Below are 22320 nucleotides of genomic sequence, written 5' to 3' on the forward strand. Positions count from 1 at the left end.
AGAGGCCACGCTTCTTCCGTCTCTTTTTGCTGGAGTCTTGCCCATGTCTTACCACTGGAACTGGGGCATCTTCCTGAGCCCCGTGTCGACCGGCGAGCCGACGACTTACTTCGGATGGCTGATGTCCGGCTTCTGGGTGACGATCGAAGTGTCGCTCGCCGCCTGGGTCATCGCGCTGATCGTCGGTTCGCTGTTCGGCGTGCTGCGGACGGTGCCTAACAAATGGCTCTCCGCGCTCGGCACAGTGTATGTGTCGATCTTCCGGAACATTCCGCTGATCGTGCAGTTCTTCGTCTGGTATCTCGTGATACCCGAGCTGCTGCCGGCGTCGATCGGCACCTGGATCAAGCAGTTGCCGCCCACCACGCAGTTCTTTACCGCGTCGATCATCTGTCTCGGCCTGTTCACCGGCGCGCGCGTGTGCGAACAGGTGCGCTCGGGGATCAACGCGCTGCCGAAGGGCCAGCGTGCCGCCGGCCTCGCGATGGGCTTCACGCAATGGCAGACGTACCGCTATGTGCTGCTGCCCGTTGCGTACCGGATCATCGTGCCGCCGCTCACGTCGGAATTCCTGAATATCTTCAAGAACTCCGCCGTCGCGTCGACGATCGGCCTGCTCGACCTGTCCGCGCAGGCGCGCCAGCTCGTCGACTACACCGCGCAGACCTACGAGTCGTTCATCGCGGTCACGCTCGCGTACGTGCTGATCAACCTGGTCGTGATGGCGTTCATGCGCTGGATCGAAGGCCGTACGCGGCTGCCCGGCTATATCGGAGGCAAGTGATGCATCAGTTCGACTGGAGTAGTATTCCCGGCGCGCTGCCGACGCTGTGGACGGGTGCGATCGTCACGTTGCAGATCACGCTGATCGCGATCGTCATCGGGATCGTCTGGGGCACGCTGCTGGCCCTGATGCGGATGTCGGGCGTCAAGCCGCTCGCGTGGTTCGCACAGGCCTATGTGACGGTGTTCCGCTCGATCCCGCTCGTGATGGTGCTGCTGTGGTTCTTCCTGATCGTGCCGCAGTTGCTGCAGGGCGTGCTCGGGTTGTCGCCGACGATCGACATCCGCCTCGCATCGGCGATGGTCGCGTTCTCGCTGTTCGAAGCCGCGTATTATTCGGAGATCATCCGCGCCGGCATCCAGTCGGTGCCGCGCGGGCAGGTGAACGCCGCGTTTGCGCTCGGCATGAACTACGCGCAGGCGATGCGCCTCGTGATCCTGCCGCAGGCGTTCCGCGCGATGGTGCCGCTGCTGCTCACGCAGGCGATCGTCCTGTTCCAGGATACGTCGCTCGTGTACGTGATCAGTCTCGCGGACTTCTTCCGCACGGCCGCCAACATCGGCGATCGCGACGGCACGACCGTCGAGATGGTCCTGTTCGCCGGCGCATGTTATTTCGTGATTTGCTCGTTGGCGTCTGCTCTCGTCAAGGGTCTCCAGAAAAAGGTCACACGATGATTTCCATCAAGAACGTTTCGAAGTGGTACGGCCAGTTCAAGGTCCTTACCGACTGCACGACCGAGGTCAAGAAAGGCGAGGTAGTCGTCGTGTGCGGCCCGTCGGGCTCCGGCAAGTCGACGCTGATCAAGACCGTGAACGGCCTCGAGCCGTTCCAGCAGGGCGAGATCCTCGTGAACGGCCAGTCGGTCGGCGACAAGAAGACGAACCTGTCGAAGCTGCGCTCGAAGGTCGGGATGGTGTTCCAGCATTTCGAGCTGTTCCCGCACCTGTCGATCACCGAGAACCTGACGCTCGCGCAGATCAAGGTGCTCGGCCGCGGCAAGGACGAGGCGAACGAGAAGGGCATGAAGTTGCTCGATCGCGTCGGCCTGAAGGCGCATGCGCACAAGTTTCCGGGCCAGTTGTCGGGCGGCCAGCAGCAGCGTGTCGCGATCGCGCGCGCGCTGTCGATGGACCCGATCGCGATGCTGTTCGACGAACCGACCTCCGCGCTCGACCCCGAGATGATCAACGAGGTGCTCGACGTGATGGTCCAGCTCGCGAAGGAAGGGATGACGATGATGGTCGTCACGCACGAAATGGGCTTCGCGAAGAAGGTCGCCCATCGCGTGATCTTCATGGATCAGGGTGCGATCGTCGAGGACGACCGCAAGGAAGATTTCTTCGAGAATCCGAAGTCGGAGCGCGCGAAGGACTTCCTCGCGAAGATCCTGCACTGAGCGTTCGCGCACTTCGTGCGCGTCAATGCGAAAACCGCCCGGCCGAACGCCGGGCGGTTTTTTCGTCCGCCTTTTTTCGCCCGCCTTGTCGTACGGTGGCGGGGGAAGAGAAGAGGAGGGCGCCGGCGCGCCGGGCTCAGAAGTCGATCGCGTCGTCGGAATCGCCGTCGGCGGCCGTTGCGAGCGCCTCGCGTGCATCGCGCGGCGCCGACGCCGACGCGTCGAGTGCGGGATTTCGAAGCTTCTCGAGCACGCGCTCGGGCACCGGGATCTGCATCCGCGCGGCGACGTCGCCGCACTGGAACATGATCAGCTCGCCCGGCTCGAACGCGGTCCAGACCTCGTTGTCGGTGAGCGGCTGCGTCGCGATCACCGCGACGCGATCCTCGGGCGTCGTGTATTTCGCGAAGTCGATCGACAGGTCTTCGTCGACGAGATGCGCGGTCGAGAACGGCCAGCGCCGCACCAGGTAGTGCAGCCGCGTCGAGCAGTGCGCGAAGAGCGCCTGGCCGTTCGACATCAGGAAGTTGAACACGCCGTGATCGGTGATGCCGCGCGTCAGCTCGCCGACGCGCTCGAACAGTTCGGGCAGCGGCGGCTGCGCACCGGGGAATGCCTCGCGCAGCCCCTGCATCAGCACGCAGAACGCCTGTTCGCTGTCGGTCGTGCCGACCGGATGGTAGACGCTGCCGTCCATGTCCGGTGCGTAGTCCTGCAGGTCGCCGTTATGCGCGAAGATCCAGTGCCGGCCCCACAGCTCGCGCATGAACGGATGGCTGTTCTCGAGCAGGATGTGCCCTTGCGTCGCCTTGCGGATGTGCGCGATCGTGTTCTTGGACTTGATCGGGTAGCGCTTCACCATTTCGGCGATCGGCGAGGTGGCCGATGCCTGGTGATCGATGAACAGGCGGCAGGCCTTGTCTTCGAAGAACGCGATGCCCCAGCCGTCGGCATGGTGGTCGGTGAGCCCGCCCCGGGCCGCGAAACCGGTGAAGGAGAATGTGACGTCCGTCGGCGCGGCGCAGTTCATTCCTAAGAGTTGGCACATTTTACTTGGGGCGGCAGGCTGAGGCGGGGTAACGAACCGGGCGAACCCCGGTACAATGCGGCTTCTAGCATATCACCGAGCCCTGAGCGGTAAAAAGCGGATTCCGCCGGCCGAAGGCCTCGTGTTGCGGTTTGCCGTCAGTCGGCCCGCGCACGTGTGTTCCGGCCCCGCCGATGGCCAGCCCGTTCCTCACGACGCCTCCTATGACTGCCTCGAACGCTTCCTCTCCGGCGACGCTCTCGCTCGCCCGTCCCGACGACTGGCACCTGCACCTGCGAGACGGCGACATGCTGGCCGCCGTGCTGCCGCACACCGCGCGCCAGTTCGGCCGCGCGATCGTCATGCCGAACCTGAAGCCGCCGGTGACGACCACCGCGCACGCGCAGGCCTATCGCGAGCGCATCCTCGCTGCGCTGCCGGCCGCGATGACGTTCGAACCGCTGATGACGCTGTACCTGATCGACAACACGCCGCCCGACGAGATCCGCCGCGCGCGCGAAAGCGGCTTCGTGCACGGCGTGAAGCTGTATCCGGCCGGCGCGACGACGAATTCCGACCACGGCGTCACTGATCTCGCGAAATGCGCGAAGACGCTCGAGGCGATGCAGGAAACGGGCATGCCGCTGCTGGTGCACGGCGAGGTAACCGACGCGTCGATCGACCTGTTCGACCGCGAGAAGGTCTTCATCGACCGTGTGATGACGCCGCTGCGACGCGATTTCCCGGGCCTGAAGGTCGTGTTCGAGCACATCACGACGAAGGACGCGGCCGACTACGTGCGCGACGCCGACGCGGCGCCCGGCCTGCTCGGCGCGACGATCACCGCTCATCACCTGCTGTACAACCGCAACGCGCTCTTCGTCGGCGGGATTCGCCCGCATTACTACTGCCTGCCGGTGCTGAAGCGCGAGACGCATCGCGTCGCGCTGGTCGAGGCCGCGACGTCGGGCAACCCGCGCTTCTTCCTCGGCACCGACAGCGCGCCGCATGCGCGCGACGCGAAGGAAACCGCATGCGGCTGCGCAGGCTGCTACACGGCGCTGCACGCGCTCGAACTGTATGCGGAAGCGTTCGACCACGCCAGCGCGCTTGACAAGCTGGAAGGTTTCGCGAGCTTCTTCGGCGCCGATTTCTACGGGCTGCCGCGCAGCGCCGAGACGGTCACGCTGCGCCGCGAGCCGTGGGAACTGCCGCGCGAGATCTTCGCGGGCGATACGCCGGTCGTGCCGCTGCGCGGCGGCGAGACGATCGGCTGGAAACTCGCGTGACCGGCGCGCCGCTCGCGCGCTGCCGACGGCGGCGCGCAGTGTTAGAATGCGCGTCGCAAAGCAGGCCAGGCAGTCGCGGCCTCGCCGCCTTCGGGCGCGCGGGGGCGAGGAAAGTCCGGACTCCACAGGGCAGGGTGATGGCTAACGGCCATCCGTGGCGACACGCGGAACAGGGCAACAGAAAGCAAACCGCCGATGGCCCGGCGCAAGCCGGGATCAGGTAAGGGTGAAACGGTGCGGTAAGAGCGCACCGCGGCTGCGGCAACGTACGCCGGCACGGTAACCTCCACCCGGAGCAATTCCAAGTAGGCAGGCGCGCATTTTCGGATGCAGGACGGGGCCCCCGTCTCGTCTGCGGGTAGGAAGCTTGAGCGCGTCAGCAATGGCGCGCCTAGAGGAATGGCTGCCACGCGCTGTGCGCTTCGGCGCGCAGCGTGCACAGAATCCGGCTTATCGGCCTGCTTTGCCGTTCGAATGCGAAAGGGCCGGCGTCTCCTTGCGGAGCGCCGGCCCTTTTTTCTTTCATGTGCGCCCGCCGCGGGCTCAGGCCGCGACGATGTCGAACGAATGCGTGAGTTCGGCCGTCTTCGCGATCATGATCGACGCGGAGCAATACTTGTCGTGCGACAGGTTGATCGCGCGTTCGACCGTGGCCGGGTTCAGGTTGCGGCCGGTAACGGTGAAGTGGAAGTGCACCTTCGTGAACACCTTCGGATCTTCGCTCGCGCGCTCGGCCTTCAGCGTAACCGAGCAGCCGGTGACTTCCTGGCGGCTCTTCTTCAGGATCAGCACGACGTCGTAGGCCGTGCAGCCGCCGGTGCCGAGCAGCACCATTTCCATCGGGCGCGGCGCGAGGTTATGGCCGCCGCCTTCGGGTGCGCCATCCATCGTGACGAGATGCCCGCTGCCGGTCTCGGCGGAAAACGCCATGCCGTCCTGGCCCATCCAGCTTACTTTGCATTCCATGCTTGCACTCCAGCGTTGCCTGATTCGGATTCGATCCGGCATTGTAGCCCGCTGCGCAACGGCCGGCTGATGCACTGCACGACGTGCAACGCCGGCGCTGCGTGAGCGGCGTGCCGAACGGCAATTTCCCTTCTGATTTTAGGGGTTTTACTCTAGGTGAGGTCGATTTCCGATCACGCTGGATGATTGCAAGCAATTGATTTCATGTGGAAAATCAATTTTCTCGGCCGCTCACTCAAAATTTCGCATTATGGTGTTTGATTTCGCAATGCAAATTTTCTTGTGGTGTCGGCGACACGTTCGTATAATGCGTCTCATTGGTTGTCGCGCTGCGGCAACCTCCGCATGTCTCCTCCACCCTCCTCCTGAGGTGGATTAAGCCCGAACCAGCCGTTCGGGCTTTTTTTCGTCCCATGCAAACATCGGCGTGCGGCTTGCGCGCCCCGGCATCGTCACGCGGGCTGTTGTGCGGCCGGCTGCGATGTCGCGTCGGGCGGCGTGCCGCGCGAGCGTGCGCCGGGCGCCGGCGCGTGGGCGGCCGACGCATGGCCGTGGCCGCGTGCGCAGAAGTGGCGTACGCGTTCGCGCACCGCGCGCAGACGGGCGACGCGATCCTCGGCATGGGCGGTCCGGGCTTCGGCAATGCGTGCATCGAGCGTGTCGAGCTTGGCTTCGCAGCCGGCGCGGGCGGCGACGGCAGGCGCCGCGGCGGCCAGCAGCGCGGCCGCGAAGAAGGGCGTAAGTCGTTGTTTCATCATGCTTGTTTGTTGTTTTCCGTGTTCGGCCGGTCTGGCGCGGCAAGGTCATGTGCCGCGCGTCGATGGGTGCCTCCCCGGGCGCTCGGTTCGCCTGGCTTGTCGGGGCACGACCGGATTTTGGCCCATTTCGGGCGCGCCGGACACGGGGCGTGGAATCTCTTTGACCGCCGTGTGGCATTTCCTTTATAATTCAGGGCTTTTCCGCTTTTATGCCCACGGAAAAAGAACAGGGAGAGCCTGCACCGCGCCTCGAAGCGCACACAGACAAGCAGGAAGAACACATCGGGCAAAGCATTTTTTTTGGATCGATCATGAAGACGTTTTCCGCAAAAGCCCATGAGGTGACGCGCGAATGGTACGTGATTGACGCGACGGATAAGGTTCTCGGCCGTGTTGCCAGCGAAGTGGCACGCCGTCTGCGCGGCAAGCACAAGCCTGAGTTCACCCCGCACGTCGACACTGGTGATTTCATCATCATCATCAACGCGAGCAAGTTGAAGGTCACGGGCAACAAGACTCTGGACAAGAAGTACTACCGTCACTCGGGCTACCCGGGCGGTATCTATGAAACGACGTTCGGCAAGATGCAAGAACGCTTCCCGGGCCGCGCGCTCGAGAAAGCGGTCAAGGGCATGCTGCCGAAGGGCCCGCTCGGCTACGCGATGATCAAGAAGCTGAAGGTCTACGCAGAAGCGACGCATCCGCATTCGGCTCAACAGCCGAAGGCGCTCGAGATCTAAGGGGACCCACATGATCGGTAACTGGAACTACGGTACGGGCCGCCGCAAGAGCGCAGTCGCACGTGTCTTCATCAAGGCAGGCAAGGGCGACATCGTTGTCAACGGCAAGCCCATCGCTGACTACTTCTCGCGTGAAACGTCGCTGATGATCGTGCGTCAACCGCTGGAACTCACGAACCACGGCCAGACGTTCGACATCAAGGTGAACGTGACGGGCGGCGGTGAAACGGGTCAGGCAGGCGCAGTGCGCCACGGCATCACCCGTGCACTGATCGACTACGATGCGACGCTGAAGCCGTCGCTGTCGACCGCAGGCTTCGTCACGCGCGATGCACGTGAAGTCGAGCGTAAGAAGGTCGGTCTGCGCAAGGCACGCCGCGCCAAGCAGTTCTCGAAGCGTTAATTCCGCTTCATGGCCGCGCCGCTTTCGGGCGGCGTTTGCCGGAAAAACCGCCAGCTTTCGCACTGGCGGTTTTTTTTTGCCCGCGCGGCGGCGGCCCGCGCCGGGCGCGATTGACGATATCGACAAGAACCTGTTGATTTCATGGACTTCAGCACGATCTTCTGATCGGCCCTACAATAGCGGCTAAAGCTTCCTGGAGAGTTCGCAATGAACGCTGTTACCGAATCCGCAGCAACCACGACCGAAATGCCGTTACCGTTCGTCTTCACCGACGCCGCGGCCGACAAGGTCAAGCAACTGATCGACGAAGAGGGCAACCCCGACCTGAAGCTGCGTGTGTTCGTGCAGGGCGGCGGCTGCTCCGGCTTCCAGTATGGCTTCACGTTCGACGAGGAAGTCAACGAGGACGACACCGTGATGAACAAGAACGGCGTCCAGCTCCTGATCGACTCGATGAGCTACCAGTACCTGGTCGGCGCCGAGATCGACTACAAGGACGACCTCAACGGCGCCCAGTTCGTGATCAAGAACCCGAACGCGACCACCACCTGCGGGTGTGGCTCGTCGTTCTCGGTCTGAGCGCACGGCAGATCAGCGCCGGTTCGCCGGAATAAAAAACGGGGCTTCATGCCCCGTTTTTTTTACGTCTGTGCGTGGCACCGGCCGCGCCGCGCAGCCCTTCAGCGCGGATAGAGTGCGCCGAGCACGCGGTTGCCGGCCGCCCCGGTGACCGTCGCGAGATTGCCGGGCTGGCGCGCGGTGAAGCGGTACGCGAGCCACGCGAACGCAAGCGCCTCGACCTGCTGCGGCGGCACGCCGAGCGCAGCCGTTGTATCGACCGTGGCCGGCACGCCGGCCTCGCGCAGCGCGTGCCTGAGTGCGTCGAGCAGCACCGGATTGCGTGCGCCGCCACCACATACGAAGACGGCCTTGCAGCCCGGCGCGTGCTGCGCGATCTCGCGCGCGACCGAGACGGCGGTGAGCGCCGTGAGGGTCGCCTGCACGTCCTCCGGCGCGACCTGCGCGAACGCGGCGAGCTTCGCGTCGAGCCACGCGGGGTTGAACAGGTCGCGGCCGGTGCTTTTCGGCGGCGGCGCGGAGAAATACGGCTCGTCGAGCAGCGCGTCGAGCAGCGGTGCGTGCACGGTGCCGCGCGCGGCGAACTTGCCGCCGTCGTCGTACGGCTTGCCGAGATGGCGGGTCGCCCACGCGTCGATCAGCGCATTCGCGGGGCCGCAGTCGAAGCCGCGCACGTCGCCGTCTTCGCCGGGCAGGATCGTGATGTTGCTGATCCCGCCGAGATTGCAGACGACGCGCGTTTCGCCCGGCGCACCGAACACCGTTGCATGGAACGCCGGCGCGAGCGGCGCGCCGTGGCCGCCCGCGGCGACATCGCGGCTGCGGAAATCGGCGATCACGTCGGCATGGGTCAGCTCGGCGAGCAGTGCCGGGTTGTTGAGTTGCCGCGTATAGCCGCGCTCGGGGCGATGGCGCACCGTCTGGCCGTGCACGCCGATCGCGCGGATCTCGTCGCGCGACAGCCCGGCCGTGCGCTGCAATTCGTGGCAGCACACCGCATAGCGCGCGACGAGCGCATTCGCCGCGAGCGATTCGCGGTCGATCTCGTCGTCGCCGGGCTGCTGCAGTGCGAACAGCGCGTCGCGCAGCGATTGCGCGAAGCCGACGAACGCTTCCGCGAGCACGGCCGGCGCCTTGCCGGCCTCGAAACGCACGGCGACACCGTCGACGCCGTCCATGCTGGTTCCCGACATCAGCCCGAAGTAGATGCCGTCGGCCGGATGGGCGTTTTGCGGATGTCGTTGCGGCACGTTGGGTTCTCCTGGATCGTGCGGCGCGGGCCGGTGCCACGCGCCTTGCGCCCGATTATCCGCGCAACGTGACGTGTCGTTAAGCGATGCGCGCGCAAGTTATGGGAAAATCCCTGTCTTTGCGACATTCTTCCTGGCACCGATGAGCACCGAACCCAGTTCCAAGCCCGTTTTCCCGATCACCGACGAAGTCCGGCATGCGCTCGCCGTCACGAAGCGCGGCGTCGACGAGCTGCTGATCGAGGAAGAGTTCGCGCAGAAGCTCGCGCGCAGCGCGGCCACGGGCACGCCGCTTCGCATCAAGCTCGGCCTCGACCCGACCGCGCCTGACATCCACATCGGCCATACGGTCGTGCTGAACAAGATGCGTCAGCTTCAGGACCTTGGCCACACGGTGATCTTCCTGATCGGCGATTTCACGTCGCTGATCGGCGATCCGTCGGGCCGCAACGCGACGCGCCCGCCGCTCACGCGCGAGCAGATCGAGTCGAACGCGAAGACCTACTTCGAGCAGGCCGCGCTCGTGCTCGATCGCGAAAAGACCGAGATCCGCTACAACAGCGAATGGTCGATGCCGCTCGGCGCGGACGGGATGATCAAGCTCGCGTCGCGCTACACGGTCGCGCGGATCCTCGAACGCGAGGACTTCACGAAGCGCTTCCAGGGCGGCGTGCCGATCTCGATCCACGAATTCCTGTACCCGCTGATGCAGGGCTACGATTCGGTCGCGCTGAACGCCGATCTCGAACTTGGCGGTACCGACCAGAAGTTCAACCTGCTGGTCGGCCGCGAACTGCAGAAGCAGTACGGGCAGGAACAGCAGTGCATCCTGACGATGCCGCTGCTCGAAGGCCTCGACGGCGTCGAGAAGATGTCGAAGTCGAAGGGCAACTACGTCGGCATCAGCGAGAAGCCGACCGACATGTTCGGCAAGCTGATGAGCATCTCGGACGCGCTGATGTGGCGTTACTTCGAACTGCTGTCGTTCCGCAGCCTCGACGAGATCGCCGGCTTCAAGCGCGAGGCCGAAGGCGGCCGCAACCCGCGCGACTTCAAGGTGCTGCTCGCGCAGGAAATCGTCGCGCGGTTCCACTCGCAGCCTGATGCCGAGCGTGCGCTCGAGGACTTCAACCACCGCGCGAAGGGCGGCGTGCCGGACGACATTCCGTCGGTCACGCTCGCCGGCGCGCCGCTGGCGATCGGCCAGTTGCTGAAGCAGGCCGGCCTCGTGCCGTCGACGAGCGAGGCACTGCGCAACATCGAGCAGGGCGGCGTGAAGATCGACGGCGCGATCGTGTCGGACAAGGGCCTGAAGGTCGAGGCCGGCGAGTTCGTCGTGCAGGTCGGCAAGCGCCGCTTCGCGCGTGTCACGCTGACTGCATGATCGCGCTGATCCAGCGCGTGAAGCGCGCCGACGTGCGTGTCGGCGGCCGCACGACGGGCGAGATCGGCGCGGGGCTGCTCGCGCTCGTCTGCGCGGAGCGCGGCGATACGGAGGCGGCTGCCGACAAGCTGCTGGCGAAGATGCTCGGCTACCGCGTGTTCAGCGACGCAGCCGGCAAGATGAACCTCCCCGTGTCGAATATCGACGGGGAAGGGCGCGCGGGCGGCCTGCTGCTCGTGTCGCAGTTCACGCTGGCGGCCGATACCAACAGCGGGCTGCGCCCGAGCTTCACGCCGGCCGCGCCGCCCGACGAGGGCGCGCGGTTGTTCGACTATTTCGTCGTGGCCGCGCGTGCGCGCCATCCGGTCGTCGAGACGGGCGAGTTCGGCGCCGACATGCAGGTGTCGCTCGTCAACGACGGCCCCGTGACGTTCTGGCTGCAAGTGCGGCCCTGATTCTTTCCCGGAGACGCCCCGCGATGGCCACCACGCAGATTCTTTTCATCCGCCATGGCGAGACGGCCTGGAACCGCATCAAGCGCATCCAGGGACATATCGACATCCCGCTGGCCGACACGGGCCTCGCGCAGGCGCAGCGGCTGGCCGCGCGGCTCGCGCGCGATGCGCGTGACGGTGCGCGGCTCGACGCGGTCTATTCGAGCGACCTGATGCGCGCGCAGCAGACCGCGCAACCCTTTGCCGACGCGCTCGGGTTGCCGCTGCTGCTGCGCGAAGGGTTGCGCGAACGCTCATACGGCGCGTTCCAGGGGCACGACAGCACCGAGATCGAGGCGCTGTTTCCGGACGCGTACGCAGCCTGGCAGACGCGCGACCCGGGCTTCGCACCGGAAGGCGGTGAGTCGCAGCGCGCGTTCTATCACCGCGTGCTGCATGCGCTCGAGCCGATCGTCGCCGCGCATCCGGGCGGCCGGATCGCGTGCGTCGCGCACGGCGGCGTGCTCGATTGCGTGTATCGCTTCGCGAACGGCCTCGATCTGTCGGCGCCGCGCAACTATCAGCTGCTCAACACCAGCATCAACGTCGTCGATTACGTGGATGGCCGCGCGCAGGTCGTGCAGTGGGCCGACGTGTCCCACCTGAGCGCCGCGAGCGACGATGATGACGGGTACCGCAAGGTGCTCTGAGCACGCGGGCCCCGTCCTCTGCGTGAGGCTTACTGCTGCAGCCCGTGGCGCGTCTTATAGTCGAGCGCATAGGCGATCTTGCCGGGCTTGTCGGCCGTGATTGGCTGGCGCAGCTTGTCGAATTCCCCCTTGTTGTATTTCTTCCCGCCGTTGATCGCATCGGCGCGCCCGAGGTCGGCGCCCGTCTTGCCGTCGATCACGGGGTCCGTGGCCGCGACCATTCGCGTCGACATGTTCCACACCGCGTTCAGGTAGCCCGTATCGGCCTTCGCCGGATCGGGATCGGTCGCGCCGAGGCGCGTCAGGTCGTAGCTGGCGAGCGGGAACGTGCCCGGCTGCGCGCGCAGCCAGTCGGCCCAGTAGAACTCGAGGTAGTCGGTGGCTTGCGCGGGCTTGCTGTAGCCGATGTCGCGCGTGAAATAGACGAGCGACCGGTAGCGGTCATTCGTCATCCCGAGTTTCAGGCCGAGTCCGGTCGGCAGTTGCGCGACCGCGATCGGTTTGCCTTCGCCATTCTTGAGGCGCACATAGCCGCGGCTTTGCATCTGCTGCCAGAACGCGTCGCCCGAATAGTCGCTCAGGTTGTCCTTGACGACGACGTGCACATGCAGCGCCGGGCCGCCGTCGGGCGTCTCGTAGTAGGTCGACAGCCCGTGGTGGCCGTCGGTCAGGTACAGCGCATCGCCGTTCGGGCCGATCACGACCGGGTTCAGCACCGAGCGGTCGCGGGCGTTCGCGTCGGTTATCGCGCACGTGTAGCTCGCGGGCTCGCGCAGCGCCGACCTGGCCGTGTAGCCGCTCGATGCGACGCCACCGAGCCCTTCGTCCGCACAGAAGTCGTCGAATTTCTTGTCGGGCTGCAGTTCGTAGCGGCCGAGCTTGTAGTAGATCTGGTCGTAGCCAATCGCGCCCTGCGTCGGATGGAGATCGCCGAGCGTCACGTCGATCAGGTCGCCCGCGCGGGCGGCCTGCCACTTGCCCGGTTGCGGCGTGATGGTGGCGGGCGGCGTGGGGGCGGGCGTTGTCGTGGTGCCGCCCGTCGGCGTTTGCGCGTCCGTGTGCGCGACGGCGGCGACATCGTCGCCTCCGCAGGCGGTGAGGGCGAAGACGGCGGACAGGCTGGCGGCGAGGGCAAAACAGGTCGGCAGGCGTGGCATCGCGGGCATCGGGTGTCGGTCGGGTGGGCGGGACACCGCGCGGGTAACGGATGTGCGGGACGTGCAGGACGTGCGACCGTGCGCGGGTGCAAGCCTGTCAGCTTGCCACATGAATTTGACAGCAAATTGAAATGATCGGATGAAGCTAATCGTCAGGCGGGTGGGGCGCCGTCGGGCGGTGTCGCGGTCGCGCGACGGCGTGCACGCTTTGACGCGCCGTTGACGAGTGCCCAGCGCAGCACGGGGGCGACGGCCCGTACGCCGGGCCGGACCACCGCGCGTCGCAACGGCGCGAACGTCGACACGCCGAGCATGCGTTGCGCCCACGGCGGCAGCAGGTCGATCCCGGCATGCATCACCAGCGAGGCGGCTGGCCGCAGCGCGGGCGTCGCGACCGGTACATTCAGCAGGATGGACATCACTTCGAAGGTGTGCGGCCCGGCCTCGAGTTCGGGTTGCATGCGCGCGAGATACGCGGCCACCTCGGCGCGCGAGCGGGGAACCTCGTGTGCGCCGAGCAGTTCGGCGATCAATGCCGTTTCGGCGTAGTAGCGGTCCTGCAACTCGCCCGGCAGCGCCGGATTCACGTAGCACAGATGCGCGGCGAGGAAGCTCGACACTTCCGCGACATGCACCCAGGTCAGCAATGCCGGATCGTCGGCGCGGTACGGCCGGCCGTCGGGTGCGGTACCCGATACGCGCGCGTGGATCGCTTTCACGCGCTCGATCAGCGCGAGTGCGTCCGCGCGACTGCCGAACGTCGTACCTGTGATGAACGTGGCGGTGCGCCGCAAGCGGCCAAGGATGTCGGTGCGAAACGACGAGTGATCCCAGACGCCCGCGAGCGCGAGCGGATGGAGTGCCTGCAGCAGCAGTGCGGCGATGCCGCCTGTCATCATCGACGTGAAGTCGGCATGCACGCGCCAGCAGACGGCGTCGGGGCCGAACAGCCCCGGATCGCCAGGCGGTGAAGAGAGATCGAGCGACGGGCCGCCGCCCACCGTCAGGTGCGTGATGCCGGCCACCAGCCGCTTGCGGATCGGCTCGGCCCAGCGCGGGCCCGGTGCGGGTGCGGCGGGGTGGCGGCTATGCGGCGTCGTCATGGCTGGCGCGGCTCGGGCGGCGGGTTACTTCCCGTCGGGGGCATCCGACACGCCGCGTTCGGCGCGGCCGGTGTCGGGCGCGGAAAGCCCGAAGTGGCGATACGTGAGCAGCGTCGCGATACGCCCGCGTGGTGTGCGCTGCAGGAAGCCCTGCTGGATCAGGTACGGTTCGAGCACGTCCTCGATCGTGTCGCGTTCCTCGCCGATCGCCGCTGCGAGGTTGTCGATGCCGACCGGGCCGCCGTCAAACTTGTACAGGATCGCTTCGAGCAGCTTGCGATCCATCAGGTCGAAGCCGACCGGATCGACGTCGAGCATCGCGAGCGCGGCATCGGCAACGGCCGCGGTGATCTGGCCGTCGGCCTTCACTTCCGCGAAGTCACGCACGCGGCGCAGCAGGCGGTTCGCGATTCGTGGCGTGCCGCGCGCGCGCTTCGCGATTTCCAGTGCGCCGTTCGGATCGATCTGCGCGTTCAGCAGCGATGCCGAGCGTCGCACGATGCGCGACAGTTGATCGGCGTCGTAGAACTCGAGGCGCGCGACGATCCCGAAACGGTCGCGCAGCGGGTTGGTCAGCATCCCGGCACGGGTGGTCGCGCCGACGAGCGTGAACGGCTGCAGGTCGAGCTTCACGCTGCGCGCGGCCGGCCCTTCGCCGATCATGATGTCGATCTGGTAATCCTCGAGTGCCGGATACAGGATTTCCTCGACGACCGGCGACAGCCGGTGGATTTCGTCGATGAACAGCACGTCGTTCGCCTCGAGGTTCGTCAGCAGCGCGGCGAGATCGCCCGCGCGCTCGAGCACGGGGCCCGACGTCTGGCGCAGGTTCACGCCCATCTCGCGCGCAATGATGTGCGCGAGCGTCGTCTTGCCGAGACCCGGCGGCCCGAACAGCAGCACGTGGTCGAGCGGCTCGGAACGGCGCTTGGCAGCTTCGATGAAGATCTCGAGCTGGCCGCGCACCTTTTCCTGGCCGACGTAGTCGTCGAGCTGGCGCGGCCGCAGCGCACGTTCGAACACCTCCTCGTGCGACGAGGCAGGCGAGGCGGCGATGATCCGCTGCTCGGTGGCGAGTTTGTCGGTTTCAATCATGCGGCCATTGTACCGCGCGCCGCAGTCCGGCCCACCTGGCCGAACGGCCGACTGGCGAGCGCCGCGCGGCCGCGCGACACTGGTCTCGACGGACGCTCAGGCCGCGCGCTATGCCTTCGACAGCGCCTTCAGCGCGAGCTTGATGCCTTCGGACACGCCGGTGCCGGCCGGCACGTTCTTGATCGCGGCGAGGCCTTCCTTTTCGGAGTAGCCGAGCGCGAGCAGCGCGTTGAGGATGTCGGTCGCGTGGTCGGACGGCGATGCGGCGCCGGCGAGCGCACCAAGATCGGCGCCGAGCTTGCCCTTCAGTTCGAGCAACAGGCGCTCGGCCGTCTTCTTGCCGATGCCTGGCAGGCGTACGAGGCGCGCGGCGTCCTGCATCGTCACGGCCTGCGCGAGCTCCTGCACGCTCATGCCGGACAGCACGGCGAGCGCCATGCGCGCGCCGATGCCGGTGATCTTCAGCAGCTCGCGGAAGGTCATGCGCTCCTGCGGCGTCAGGAAGCCGTACAGCAGGTGCGCGTCCTCGCGGACGATCTGCTGCGTGAGCAGCACGACGCGCTCGCCCGTTTGCGGCAGGTTGTAGAAGGTGCTCATCGGCACGTCGATTTCGTAGCCGACGCCGTTGCAGTCGACGAGCAGGTGAGGCGGGTTCTTTTCGAGCAGGATGCCGGCGATGCGACCGATCATGGATGGCGGAATGCGAGGAAGAAAGCGCGAGTGTAGCGCACGCGCGGCGCAATGCCGATTGGATCGGCCGTCAGGCCGAAGCGATACGTGTCGTGTGTGCGCCGCGCGCGGTCAAAACGGTCGATCCGGGGTGCCGGGCGATGGCGTGCGCTCGGTGTCAGCCGACCAGCCGCCCGCGCCGCACGCGCAGCCCTTTCTTCGCGAGCGCCGGCGCGAGGCCGCCGAGCGTGCTGAGCGTATTGCCGCCGTGGGCGTGGCAGATCGCCATGCCGAGCGCGTCGGCCGCGTCGGAGCCCGGTTGTCCGGAGAGATTGAGCAATCGCGTGACCATTTCCTGCATCTGCGTCTTGGTCGCACGGCCGTAGCCGACGACGGCCTGCTTAAGCTGCAGCGCCGTGTATTCGGCGACGGGCAGGCCACCCGCGACGAGGCCGCAGATCGCGGCGCCGCGCGCCTGGCCGAGTAGCAGCGTCGATTGCGGGTTCACGTTGACGAACACCTTTTCGATCGCGGCCTGGTCGGGCGCATGTTCGCGCACGATCGTCGAGACGCCCTGGAAGATCGTGCCGAGCCGGGTGGCCAGGTCGGCAGTCGGCGTGCGGATCACGCCGCTCGTGACATAGGCGAGCCGGTGGCCGCTGACGTCGATGACGCCAAAGCCGGTGACGCGCAGGCCGGGGTCGATGCCGAGAATTCGCATGAGAGAGGAGAAATGCCTGATGCAGCGATACTACAACGAATGGTGCGGCGAGCCGGCCATATGGTCGCGCGCGAGGGCGCCGCGCAATAAAAAACCCGGCGGGTGCGATGCCGCCGGGTTTTCGTGTCGCGGCCGCGCGCGATCAGTGACGGAAGTGGCGCACGCCCGTCAGGATCATCGCGATGTTGTGCTCGTCGGCTGCCGCGATCACTTCGTCGTCGCGCATCGAGCCGCCCGGCTGGATCACGCAGGTCGCGCCGGCCGCAACGACGACGTCGAGGCCGTCGCGGAACGGGAAGAACGCATCCGACGCGACGGCCGAGCCGGCCAGCGTCAGGCCCGCGTTCTGCGCCTTGATGCTCGCGATGCGCGCGGAATCGACGCGGCTCATCTGGCCTGCGCCGACGCCGAGCGTCATGCCGTTGCCGCAGAACACGATCGCGTTCGACTTCACGTACTTCGCGACGCGCCATGCGAACAACAGGTCGTCCATTTCCTTCGGCGTCGGGTGGCGCTTCGTGACGACGCGCAGCTCGTGCGGCTGCACGTTCTTCGAATCGAGCGACTGCACCAGCAGGCCACCGCCCACGCGCTTCAGGTCGAATGCGTTGTGGCCGTCGCCGAGCGCGATCTCGAGAAGGCGCACGTTCTGCTTAGCCGCGAACACCTGCTTCGCGGCGTCGGAGAACGACGGCGCGATCAGCACTTCGACAAACTGCTTCGCGACGGCCTGAGCGGCCGCTTCGTCGACTTCGCGGTTGAACGCGATGATGCCGCCGAATGCCGACGTCGGGTCGGTCTGGAACGCTTTCGCGTAAGCGTCGGCCGAGTCGTTGCCGATCGCGACGCCGCACGGGTTCGCATGCTTGATGATCACGCAGGCCGGCGCGTCGAACGTCTTCACGCATTCCCACGCCGCGTCCGAATCCGCGATGTTGTTGTACGACAGTTCCTTGCCCTGCAGCTGGCGGTAGTTCGCCAGCGCGCCGGCCGGCGTCGCGAGGTCGCGGTAGAACGCCGCGCTCTGGTGCGGGTTCTCGCCGTAGCGCAGGTCCTGCACCTTGTCGAACGCCATGTTCAGCGTCGCCGGATACGCATTGCGCGACGCATGCTTCAGCTCGTCGGTCAGGCTCGTCAGGTAGTTCGTGATCGCGCCGTCGTATTGCGCGGTGTGCGCGAACACCTTCGTCGCGAGGCGGAAGTTGGTCGCATAGCCGACCGCATTGCCGTTCGCCTTCATCTCGTCGAGCACGACCGCGTAGTCGGCCGGATCGACGACGACCGTCACGTCGCGATGGTTCTTCGCGGCCGAGCGCAGCATCGTCGGGCCGCCGATGTCGATGTTCTCGATCGCGTCGGCGAGCGTGCAGTCGTCCTTCGCGATCGTCGCGACGAACGGATACAGGTTCACGACGAGCAGGTCGATCGTCGGGATGCCGTGCTGTTCCAGCGCCTGCATGTGCTCGGGCAGGTCGCGGCGGGCGAGGATGCCGCCGTGCACCTTCGGGTGGAGCGTCTTCACGCGCCCATCGAGCATTTCCGGAAAGCCCGTGTAGTCGGCCACTTCGGTAACGGGCAGGCCCGCGTCGGCGAGCAGTTTCGCGGTGCCGCCCGTCGACAGCAGCTTGACGCCGAGGTCGGACAGCGACTTCGCGAAGTCGACGATGCCGGTCTTGTCGGAAACGGAAATGAGCGCTTGCTTGATCATGATGGAACCACCAATAGCCAGGGAAACGGGGACGGGACGGCCGGCTACAGCAGGCCGTGCTGCTGCAGCTTCTTGCGCAGCGTATTGCGATTGATGCCGAGGTACTCCGCGGCGAGCGACTGGTTGCCGCCTGCCTGTACGAGCACGACCTCGAGCATCGGCTTTTCGACGCAGGACATCACCATTTCATAGACGTCGTGCGGATTGGAGCCGTCTAGATCCCGGAAATACACGTCCAGGCTCTCGCGGACACATTGTTCGATGTTGTGCTTGCTCATGCTGCTAACTGGTTATGGTCGTCCGACTCGCCCTGGCCGTTTTCCTCTTCGTCATCGACGTAGACGAGATGGTCCGACAGCGCCTTTTGCGCCTCGAAGAATGCATTGACGGCGGCGAGCTGCTCGCGGGAGGAATCGAGCGTGTTCATCCTGTGCCGGAACCCGTTGGCACCGGAAAGGCCGCGAGTGTACCAGCCGATGTGCTTGCGCGCAGTACGGACTCCCGTGAATTCACCATAGAAAGCGTAGTGGTCTTCCAGGTGTTCGTTCATCACGTGCTGGATCTCGTCGATCAGCGGCGGGGGCAGCAGCTCGCCGGTTTGCAGGAAATGATCGATTTCGCGGAACAGCCATGGCCGGCCTTGCGCGGCGCGACCGATCATCAGCGCGTCGGCGCCCGTGGCATCGAGCACGGCCTTCGCCTTCGCGGGCGACGTGATGTCGCCGTTCGCGACGACCGGAATCCGCACGGCCGCCTTCACGGCAGCGATGGTGTCGTATTCGGCGTCGCCGCGGTACAGGTCGGCGCGCGTGCGGCCGTGCACGGTGAGCATCGAGATGCCGGCGGCTTCGGCCAGGCGCGCGACCGTGATCGCGTTCTTGTGCTCGCGGTCCCAGCCCGTGCGGATCTTCAGCGTGACGGGCACCGCATCGGGCCCCGTGCCGACCGCCGCGACGACGGCCTCGACGATCCGCTGCACGAGCGGCTCGTTCTGCAGCAGCGCGGAGCCGGCCGCGACGTTGCAGACCTTCTTCGCCGGGCAGCCCATGTTGATGTCGATGATCTGCGCGCCGTTGTCGACGTTGTAGCGGGCCGCTTCGGCCATCATCGCCGGATCGGCGCCGGCGATTTGCACGGCGATCGGCTCCACCTCGCCTTCGTGGTTCGCGCGCCGCATCGTCTTCGCGCTTTTCCACAGCTGCGCGTTGGACGCGACCATCTCGGACACGGCGTAACCGGCCCCCAGCCGCTTGCAGAGCTGGCGGAACGGACGATCCGTCACGCCGGCCATCGGAGCGACGAACAGGTTGTTACGCAATACGTGAGGGCCGATAACGGGCATCGCAATGGCACCCGCCCGCGACCGGCGCGGGCAGGGAAAGGGCAGACGGAAACGAGCATTTTACCGTATTCCCGTGCCTCGCCGATTTGACCCGGTTTGCGTGGCCCGGCTGAGCGCACCGCGCGGTGCGCCGCGCGTCAGTTGCGCTGGCCGAACATCATCTGGCGAGCGATCGCTTTCTTGAGGGGCGGCACGAATTCGAGCGCGGTGAGCGCGGCGCCGCGCAGCAGCGGGAGTGGGCCCGAGTCGATCGTAAACAGCCGCGCAAGCGTGTCGGTCGCGCCGATCGTGAAGCGCCGGTCGAGCGCGCGGCGCGCGTTGAAGGTGGCGAGCGCGGTCGCGTCGAAGCCTTGCGCGGACAGTGTATCGACGAGCGTATGCGCATCGCGCAGCCCGAGGTTGAGCCCCTGGCCCGCGACGGGGTGCAGTGTTTGGGCGGCATTGCCGACGATCGCGACGCGGCCGCTGACGAGCGTCTGCGCGGCGTTCAGGCCGAGCGGGAACGACGCGCGGCCCGCGATCGCGACGAAGTGGCCCATGCGTTCGCCGAACGCGCTGCCGAGCTCGCGCAGAAACGCGTCGTCGGGCAGCGCCGCGCGCCGCGCCGCGTCGTCGGGCGTGCAGCACCAGACGAGCGCGTAGTCGGCCTGGCGCGGCCCGCCGAGCGGCAGCAGCGCGAGCGGACCTTCGTGCGTGAAGCGTTCCCATGCGACATTCGGGCGGGGCGCCGATACCGTGACCGTGCCGACGAGCGCGGTCTGCCCGTAGTCGCGGCGATGCTTGCCGGCGTCGGCCTGCTGTTCGTGGAACAGCCCGCCTTCGGCATTGATGACGATGCGCGCGCGCAGCGTGCGCTCGCCTGGCGGGCCGTCGAGCGTCAGCGTGACGCCGTCGGCGTCCTGTTGCGGCGTGCGCGCGCTGGTCGACGTGAGCCAGTCGACGCGCGTGCCGCGCACGGCGCCCGCGAGCGCCTGCACGAGCGAGCCGTAGCGCACGACATAGCCGAGCGCGGCGAGGTCGTGCTCGTCGCGGTCGATCAGCGTGCGGCCGAAATGGCCGCGCTGCGATACGTGGATATGTTCGATCGGGGTCGCGTCGGCGGGCCACGCGAGCGTGTCGAGCAGTACGTGGCTGCCATGCGAGACGGCGATCGCGCGCGGGTCGTTCGCGCTCGCGGCCGGTTCGCGCGCGTCGATCAACGCGATCGATGCATGCTGCGTGGCGCTGCGGCGCGCGAGCCAGCCGGCGAGCGCGAGCCCGACGGGGCCCGCACCGACGATGGCGAGGTCGTAGTCCGGCGTGGCCGGGGAGGAAGCGGTCGTCATCTTGATTCGTGAAACGGAGGTAACGGTTGACGGCGGCGCATGGCGGGCCGGTTACGCACCCGCGCGCATCAGCGCTTCGATCTCGATTGCCGCGACGGGCACGCCGCGCGTGATCAGTTCGCAGCCCTGCTCGCGCACGATCGCGTCGTCCTCGATGCGGATGCCGATGTTCCAGTATTCGGGCGGCACGTCGTCGGCTGCCCGCACATACAGGCCGGGCTCGACCGTCAGCGTCATGCCGGGCTTCAGCGTGCGCCACGGCAGCGTGCCGTTGCCGTCGCGCTCGGCGAGCCGCTCGCGGTAGTCGCCGCAATCGTGCACGTCCATCCCGATCCAGTGGCCCGTGCGGTGCATGTAGAAGCGCGTGTACGCGCGCTCGGCGATCACGTCGTCGACGTTCGAGAAGCGCGTTTTCGGGATGATGCCGGTGTCGAGCAGCCCCTGCGCGAGCACGCGCACGGCCGCATCGTGCGGCGCCTCGAACGGCACGCCCGCGCGCGTCGCGTCGATCGCGGCCTGCTGCGCGGCGAGCACGATGTCGTACAGCGTGCGCTGCGCGGGCGAAAAACGCCCGCTGGCCGGGAACGTGCGCGTGATGTCCGACGCGTAGCCGTCGAGTTCGCACGCGGCGTCGATCAGGATCAGGTCGCCGTCCTGCGCGACTGCGTTGCCGGCCGGGTAGTGCAGCACGCACGCGTTCGCGCCGGCCGCGACGATCGAGCCGTACGCGGGCGCCTGCGCGCCGTGCTTGCGGAACACATACAGCAGCTCGGCCTCGAGTTCGTATTCGCGGATGCCGGGGCGGCACACCTGCATCGCGCGGCGGTGCGCGAGCGCGGAGATGTGCGCGGCGCGCATCATGATCGCGAGTTCGTGCTCGTCCTTCACGAGCCGCATGTCGTCGAGCAGCGGCGTGAGGTCGAGCAGCGCGTCCGGCGCGGCGACGCCCGTGCGCGCCAACGCGCGCACCGCGTCGATCCAGCCCGCGAGCTGGCGGTCGAAGTCGGCCGATGCGCCGAACCGGTAGTGCACGGTGCCCGCGTCGGCGAGCAGGCGCGGCATCTCGGTGTCGATCACGTCGACCGCGAACGCCGCGTCGAAACCGAACGCGTCGCGCGCGGCTTCGGGCCCGTAGTGGAAGCCTTCCCAGATCTCGCGGTCGGCATTCTTGCCGCGACAGAACAGGATCGACTCCGGCGCGCCGTGCGGTGCGGCCGCATTCAGCACGAGCACGGCATCCGGCTCGGTGAAGCCCGTCAGGTAATGGAAGTAGCTGTCGTGCCGGTACGGGTAGGCCGTATCGCGGTTGCGCAGCAGTTCCGGCGCGGTGGTGACGATGGCGACGCCGCCGCCCGCGGCGCGCAGTGCGGCAAGCACGCGTTCACGGCGCTGGCGGTAGACGTCGACGGCGATGGCGGTATCGAGGGGCGCATTCATCGGGCAATTGTAGCGCCGCCGGCCGCCGCGCGTGAGAGGG

General features: G+C 66.8%; 24 protein-coding genes and 1 other RNA gene. 11 read left to right on the top strand and 14 right to left on the bottom strand.

Annotated features, from left to right (window positions below):
* Positions 1 to 43 precede the first annotated feature (43 nt).
* Genes CUJ89_RS03300 through CUJ89_RS03310 form a run of 3 tightly spaced genes read left to right on the top strand, consistent with a single transcriptional unit; the run spans position 44 to position 2183 of the window.
* Complete coding sequence (locus CUJ89_RS03300; RefSeq protein WP_114176114.1) at positions 44 to 784, top strand: amino acid ABC transporter permease; 741 nt, start codon at positions 44 to 46, stop codon at positions 782 to 784.
* The gene (gene gltK / locus CUJ89_RS03305; RefSeq protein ID WP_114176115.1) at positions 784 to 1461 is read left to right on the top strand and encodes a glutamate/aspartate ABC transporter permease GltK; all 678 of its coding nucleotides are present in this window, start codon (positions 784 to 786) and stop codon (positions 1459 to 1461) included. Before CUJ89_RS03300 ends, gltK begins: the two co-directional genes overlap by 1 nt.
* On the top strand, positions 1458 to 2183 hold the full coding sequence (locus tag CUJ89_RS03310; RefSeq protein ID WP_114176116.1) for an amino acid ABC transporter ATP-binding protein: 726 nt from the start codon (positions 1458 to 1460) through the stop codon (positions 2181 to 2183). Before gltK ends, CUJ89_RS03310 begins: the two co-directional genes overlap by 4 nt.
* Before the next feature lie 136 nt (positions 2184 to 2319).
* On the opposite strand, the gene CUJ89_RS03315 is transcribed toward CUJ89_RS03310, so the two are convergent.
* Complete coding sequence (locus CUJ89_RS03315; protein WP_114176117.1) at positions 2320 to 3231, bottom strand: class II glutamine amidotransferase; 912 nt, start codon at positions 3229 to 3231, stop codon at positions 2320 to 2322.
* A 203-nt stretch (positions 3232 to 3434) separates the two neighbouring features.
* Between CUJ89_RS03315 and pyrC the strand changes: the two genes are divergently transcribed.
* Both pyrC and rnpB read left to right on the top strand, forming a co-directional pair.
* Positions 3435 to 4499 carry a dihydroorotase gene (gene pyrC / locus CUJ89_RS03320; RefSeq protein ID WP_114176118.1) on the top strand — a complete coding sequence of 355 codons (1065 nt, stop codon included), beginning with the start codon at positions 3435 to 3437 and terminating at the stop codon, positions 4497 to 4499.
* A gap of 57 nt (positions 4500 to 4556) precedes the next feature.
* Positions 4557 to 4968, top strand: an RNA gene (rnpB, locus tag CUJ89_RS03325) — RNase P RNA component class A.
* Positions 4969 to 5042: 74 nt separating this feature from the next.
* Here the strand turns inward: rnpB and CUJ89_RS03330 are convergent.
* Positions 5043 to 5507 carry an OsmC family protein gene (locus CUJ89_RS03330; RefSeq protein WP_012492957.1) on the bottom strand — a complete coding sequence of 155 codons (465 nt, stop codon included), beginning with the start codon at positions 5505 to 5507 and terminating at the stop codon, positions 5043 to 5045.
* A 410-nt stretch (positions 5508 to 5917) separates the two neighbouring features.
* On the bottom strand, positions 5918 to 6223 hold the full coding sequence (locus tag CUJ89_RS03335) for a DUF1090 family protein (protein WP_114176119.1): 306 nt from the start codon (positions 6221 to 6223) through the stop codon (positions 5918 to 5920).
* A 311-nt stretch (positions 6224 to 6534) separates the two neighbouring features.
* On the opposite strand from CUJ89_RS03335, the gene rplM reads away from it, so the two are divergent.
* The 3 genes from rplM (at position 6535) to erpA (ending at position 7945) form a co-directional block, all read left to right on the top strand.
* Entirely contained in the window at positions 6535 to 6963 is a 429-nt protein-coding gene (gene rplM, locus CUJ89_RS03340; RefSeq protein ID WP_009687896.1) for a 50S ribosomal protein L13, read from the top strand.
* 10 nt (positions 6964 to 6973) lie between these two features.
* Complete coding sequence (gene rpsI / locus CUJ89_RS03345; protein WP_114176120.1) at positions 6974 to 7366, top strand: 30S ribosomal protein S9; 393 nt, start codon at positions 6974 to 6976, stop codon at positions 7364 to 7366.
* A 207-nt stretch (positions 7367 to 7573) separates the two neighbouring features.
* Positions 7574 to 7945 (top strand): iron-sulfur cluster insertion protein ErpA, encoded by a 372-nt coding sequence (erpA, locus tag CUJ89_RS03350; RefSeq protein ID WP_072436314.1) that lies wholly within the window; start codon positions 7574 to 7576, stop codon positions 7943 to 7945.
* 101 nt (positions 7946 to 8046) lie between these two features.
* On the opposite strand, the gene CUJ89_RS03355 is transcribed toward erpA, so the two are convergent.
* On the bottom strand, positions 8047 to 9195 hold the full coding sequence (locus tag CUJ89_RS03355; RefSeq protein WP_114176121.1) for an anhydro-N-acetylmuramic acid kinase: 1149 nt from the start codon (positions 9193 to 9195) through the stop codon (positions 8047 to 8049).
* 142 nt (positions 9196 to 9337) lie between these two features.
* Here CUJ89_RS03355 and tyrS point away from each other — a divergent pair, with 142 nt between their 5' ends.
* From tyrS to CUJ89_RS03370, 3 genes are read left to right on the top strand one after another with little or no spacing between them, the layout of a single operon-like run.
* Complete coding sequence (tyrS, locus tag CUJ89_RS03360; RefSeq protein WP_114176122.1) at positions 9338 to 10579, top strand: tyrosine--tRNA ligase; 1242 nt, start codon at positions 9338 to 9340, stop codon at positions 10577 to 10579.
* Positions 10576 to 11034, top strand: a complete 459-nt coding sequence (dtd, locus tag CUJ89_RS03365) for a D-aminoacyl-tRNA deacylase (protein ID WP_114176123.1) — start codon at positions 10576 to 10578, stop codon at positions 11032 to 11034. Before tyrS ends, dtd begins: the two co-directional genes overlap by 4 nt.
* Before the next feature lie 23 nt (positions 11035 to 11057).
* Positions 11058 to 11723 (top strand): histidine phosphatase family protein, encoded by a 666-nt coding sequence (locus tag CUJ89_RS03370; protein WP_114176124.1) that lies wholly within the window; start codon positions 11058 to 11060, stop codon positions 11721 to 11723.
* Between the two features lie 29 nt (positions 11724 to 11752).
* Here the strand turns inward: CUJ89_RS03370 and CUJ89_RS03375 are convergent, their stop codons facing one another.
* The 10 genes from CUJ89_RS03375 to CUJ89_RS03420 form a co-directional block, all read right to left on the bottom strand.
* Complete coding sequence (locus tag CUJ89_RS03375) at positions 11753 to 12889, bottom strand: ParB/Srx family N-terminal domain-containing protein (RefSeq protein ID WP_415859033.1); 1137 nt, start codon at positions 12887 to 12889, stop codon at positions 11753 to 11755.
* A 143-nt stretch (positions 12890 to 13032) separates the two neighbouring features.
* Positions 13033 to 13983 carry an oxygenase MpaB family protein gene (locus CUJ89_RS03380; protein ID WP_114176125.1) on the bottom strand — a complete coding sequence of 317 codons (951 nt, stop codon included), beginning with the start codon at positions 13981 to 13983 and terminating at the stop codon, positions 13033 to 13035.
* Positions 13984 to 14007: 24 nt separating this feature from the next.
* Entirely contained in the window at positions 14008 to 15078 is a 1071-nt protein-coding gene (gene ruvB / locus CUJ89_RS03385; RefSeq protein ID WP_114176126.1) for a Holliday junction branch migration DNA helicase RuvB, read from the bottom strand.
* Between the two features lie 108 nt (positions 15079 to 15186).
* Positions 15187 to 15768 (bottom strand): Holliday junction branch migration protein RuvA, encoded by a 582-nt coding sequence (gene ruvA / locus CUJ89_RS03390; RefSeq protein WP_114176127.1) that lies wholly within the window; start codon positions 15766 to 15768, stop codon positions 15187 to 15189.
* A 157-nt stretch (positions 15769 to 15925) separates the two neighbouring features.
* A complete protein-coding gene (ruvC, locus tag CUJ89_RS03395) occupies positions 15926 to 16468 on the bottom strand; it encodes a crossover junction endodeoxyribonuclease RuvC (protein WP_034182746.1) in 543 nt (180 codons plus the stop codon).
* Positions 16469 to 16610: 142 nt separating this feature from the next.
* Complete coding sequence (gene purH / locus CUJ89_RS03400) at positions 16611 to 18176, bottom strand: bifunctional phosphoribosylaminoimidazolecarboxamide formyltransferase/IMP cyclohydrolase (RefSeq protein ID WP_114176128.1); 1566 nt, start codon at positions 18174 to 18176, stop codon at positions 16611 to 16613.
* 44 nt (positions 18177 to 18220) lie between these two features.
* A complete protein-coding gene (locus tag CUJ89_RS03405) occupies positions 18221 to 18454 on the bottom strand; it encodes a Fis family transcriptional regulator (RefSeq protein ID WP_006476892.1) in 234 nt (77 codons plus the stop codon).
* Complete coding sequence (gene dusB / locus CUJ89_RS03410) at positions 18451 to 19518, bottom strand: tRNA dihydrouridine synthase DusB (RefSeq protein WP_011350967.1); 1068 nt, start codon at positions 19516 to 19518, stop codon at positions 18451 to 18453. Before dusB ends, CUJ89_RS03405 begins: the two co-directional genes overlap by 4 nt.
* 137 nt (positions 19519 to 19655) lie before the next feature.
* Positions 19656 to 20843: a UbiH/UbiF/VisC/COQ6 family ubiquinone biosynthesis hydroxylase gene (locus CUJ89_RS03415; protein WP_114176129.1), complete on the bottom strand. Its 1188-nt coding sequence runs from the start codon at positions 20841 to 20843 to the stop codon at positions 19656 to 19658.
* 51 nt (positions 20844 to 20894) lie between these two features.
* Positions 20895 to 22280 (bottom strand): aminopeptidase P N-terminal domain-containing protein, encoded by a 1386-nt coding sequence (locus CUJ89_RS03420; protein WP_114176130.1) that lies wholly within the window; start codon positions 22278 to 22280, stop codon positions 20895 to 20897.
* Between the last annotated feature and the right edge of the window lie 40 nt (positions 22281 to 22320).

The sequence above is a fragment of the Burkholderia pyrrocinia genome, assembly GCF_003330765.1.
GTDB lineage: Bacteria > Pseudomonadota > Gammaproteobacteria > Burkholderiales > Burkholderiaceae > Burkholderia > Burkholderia pyrrocinia_B.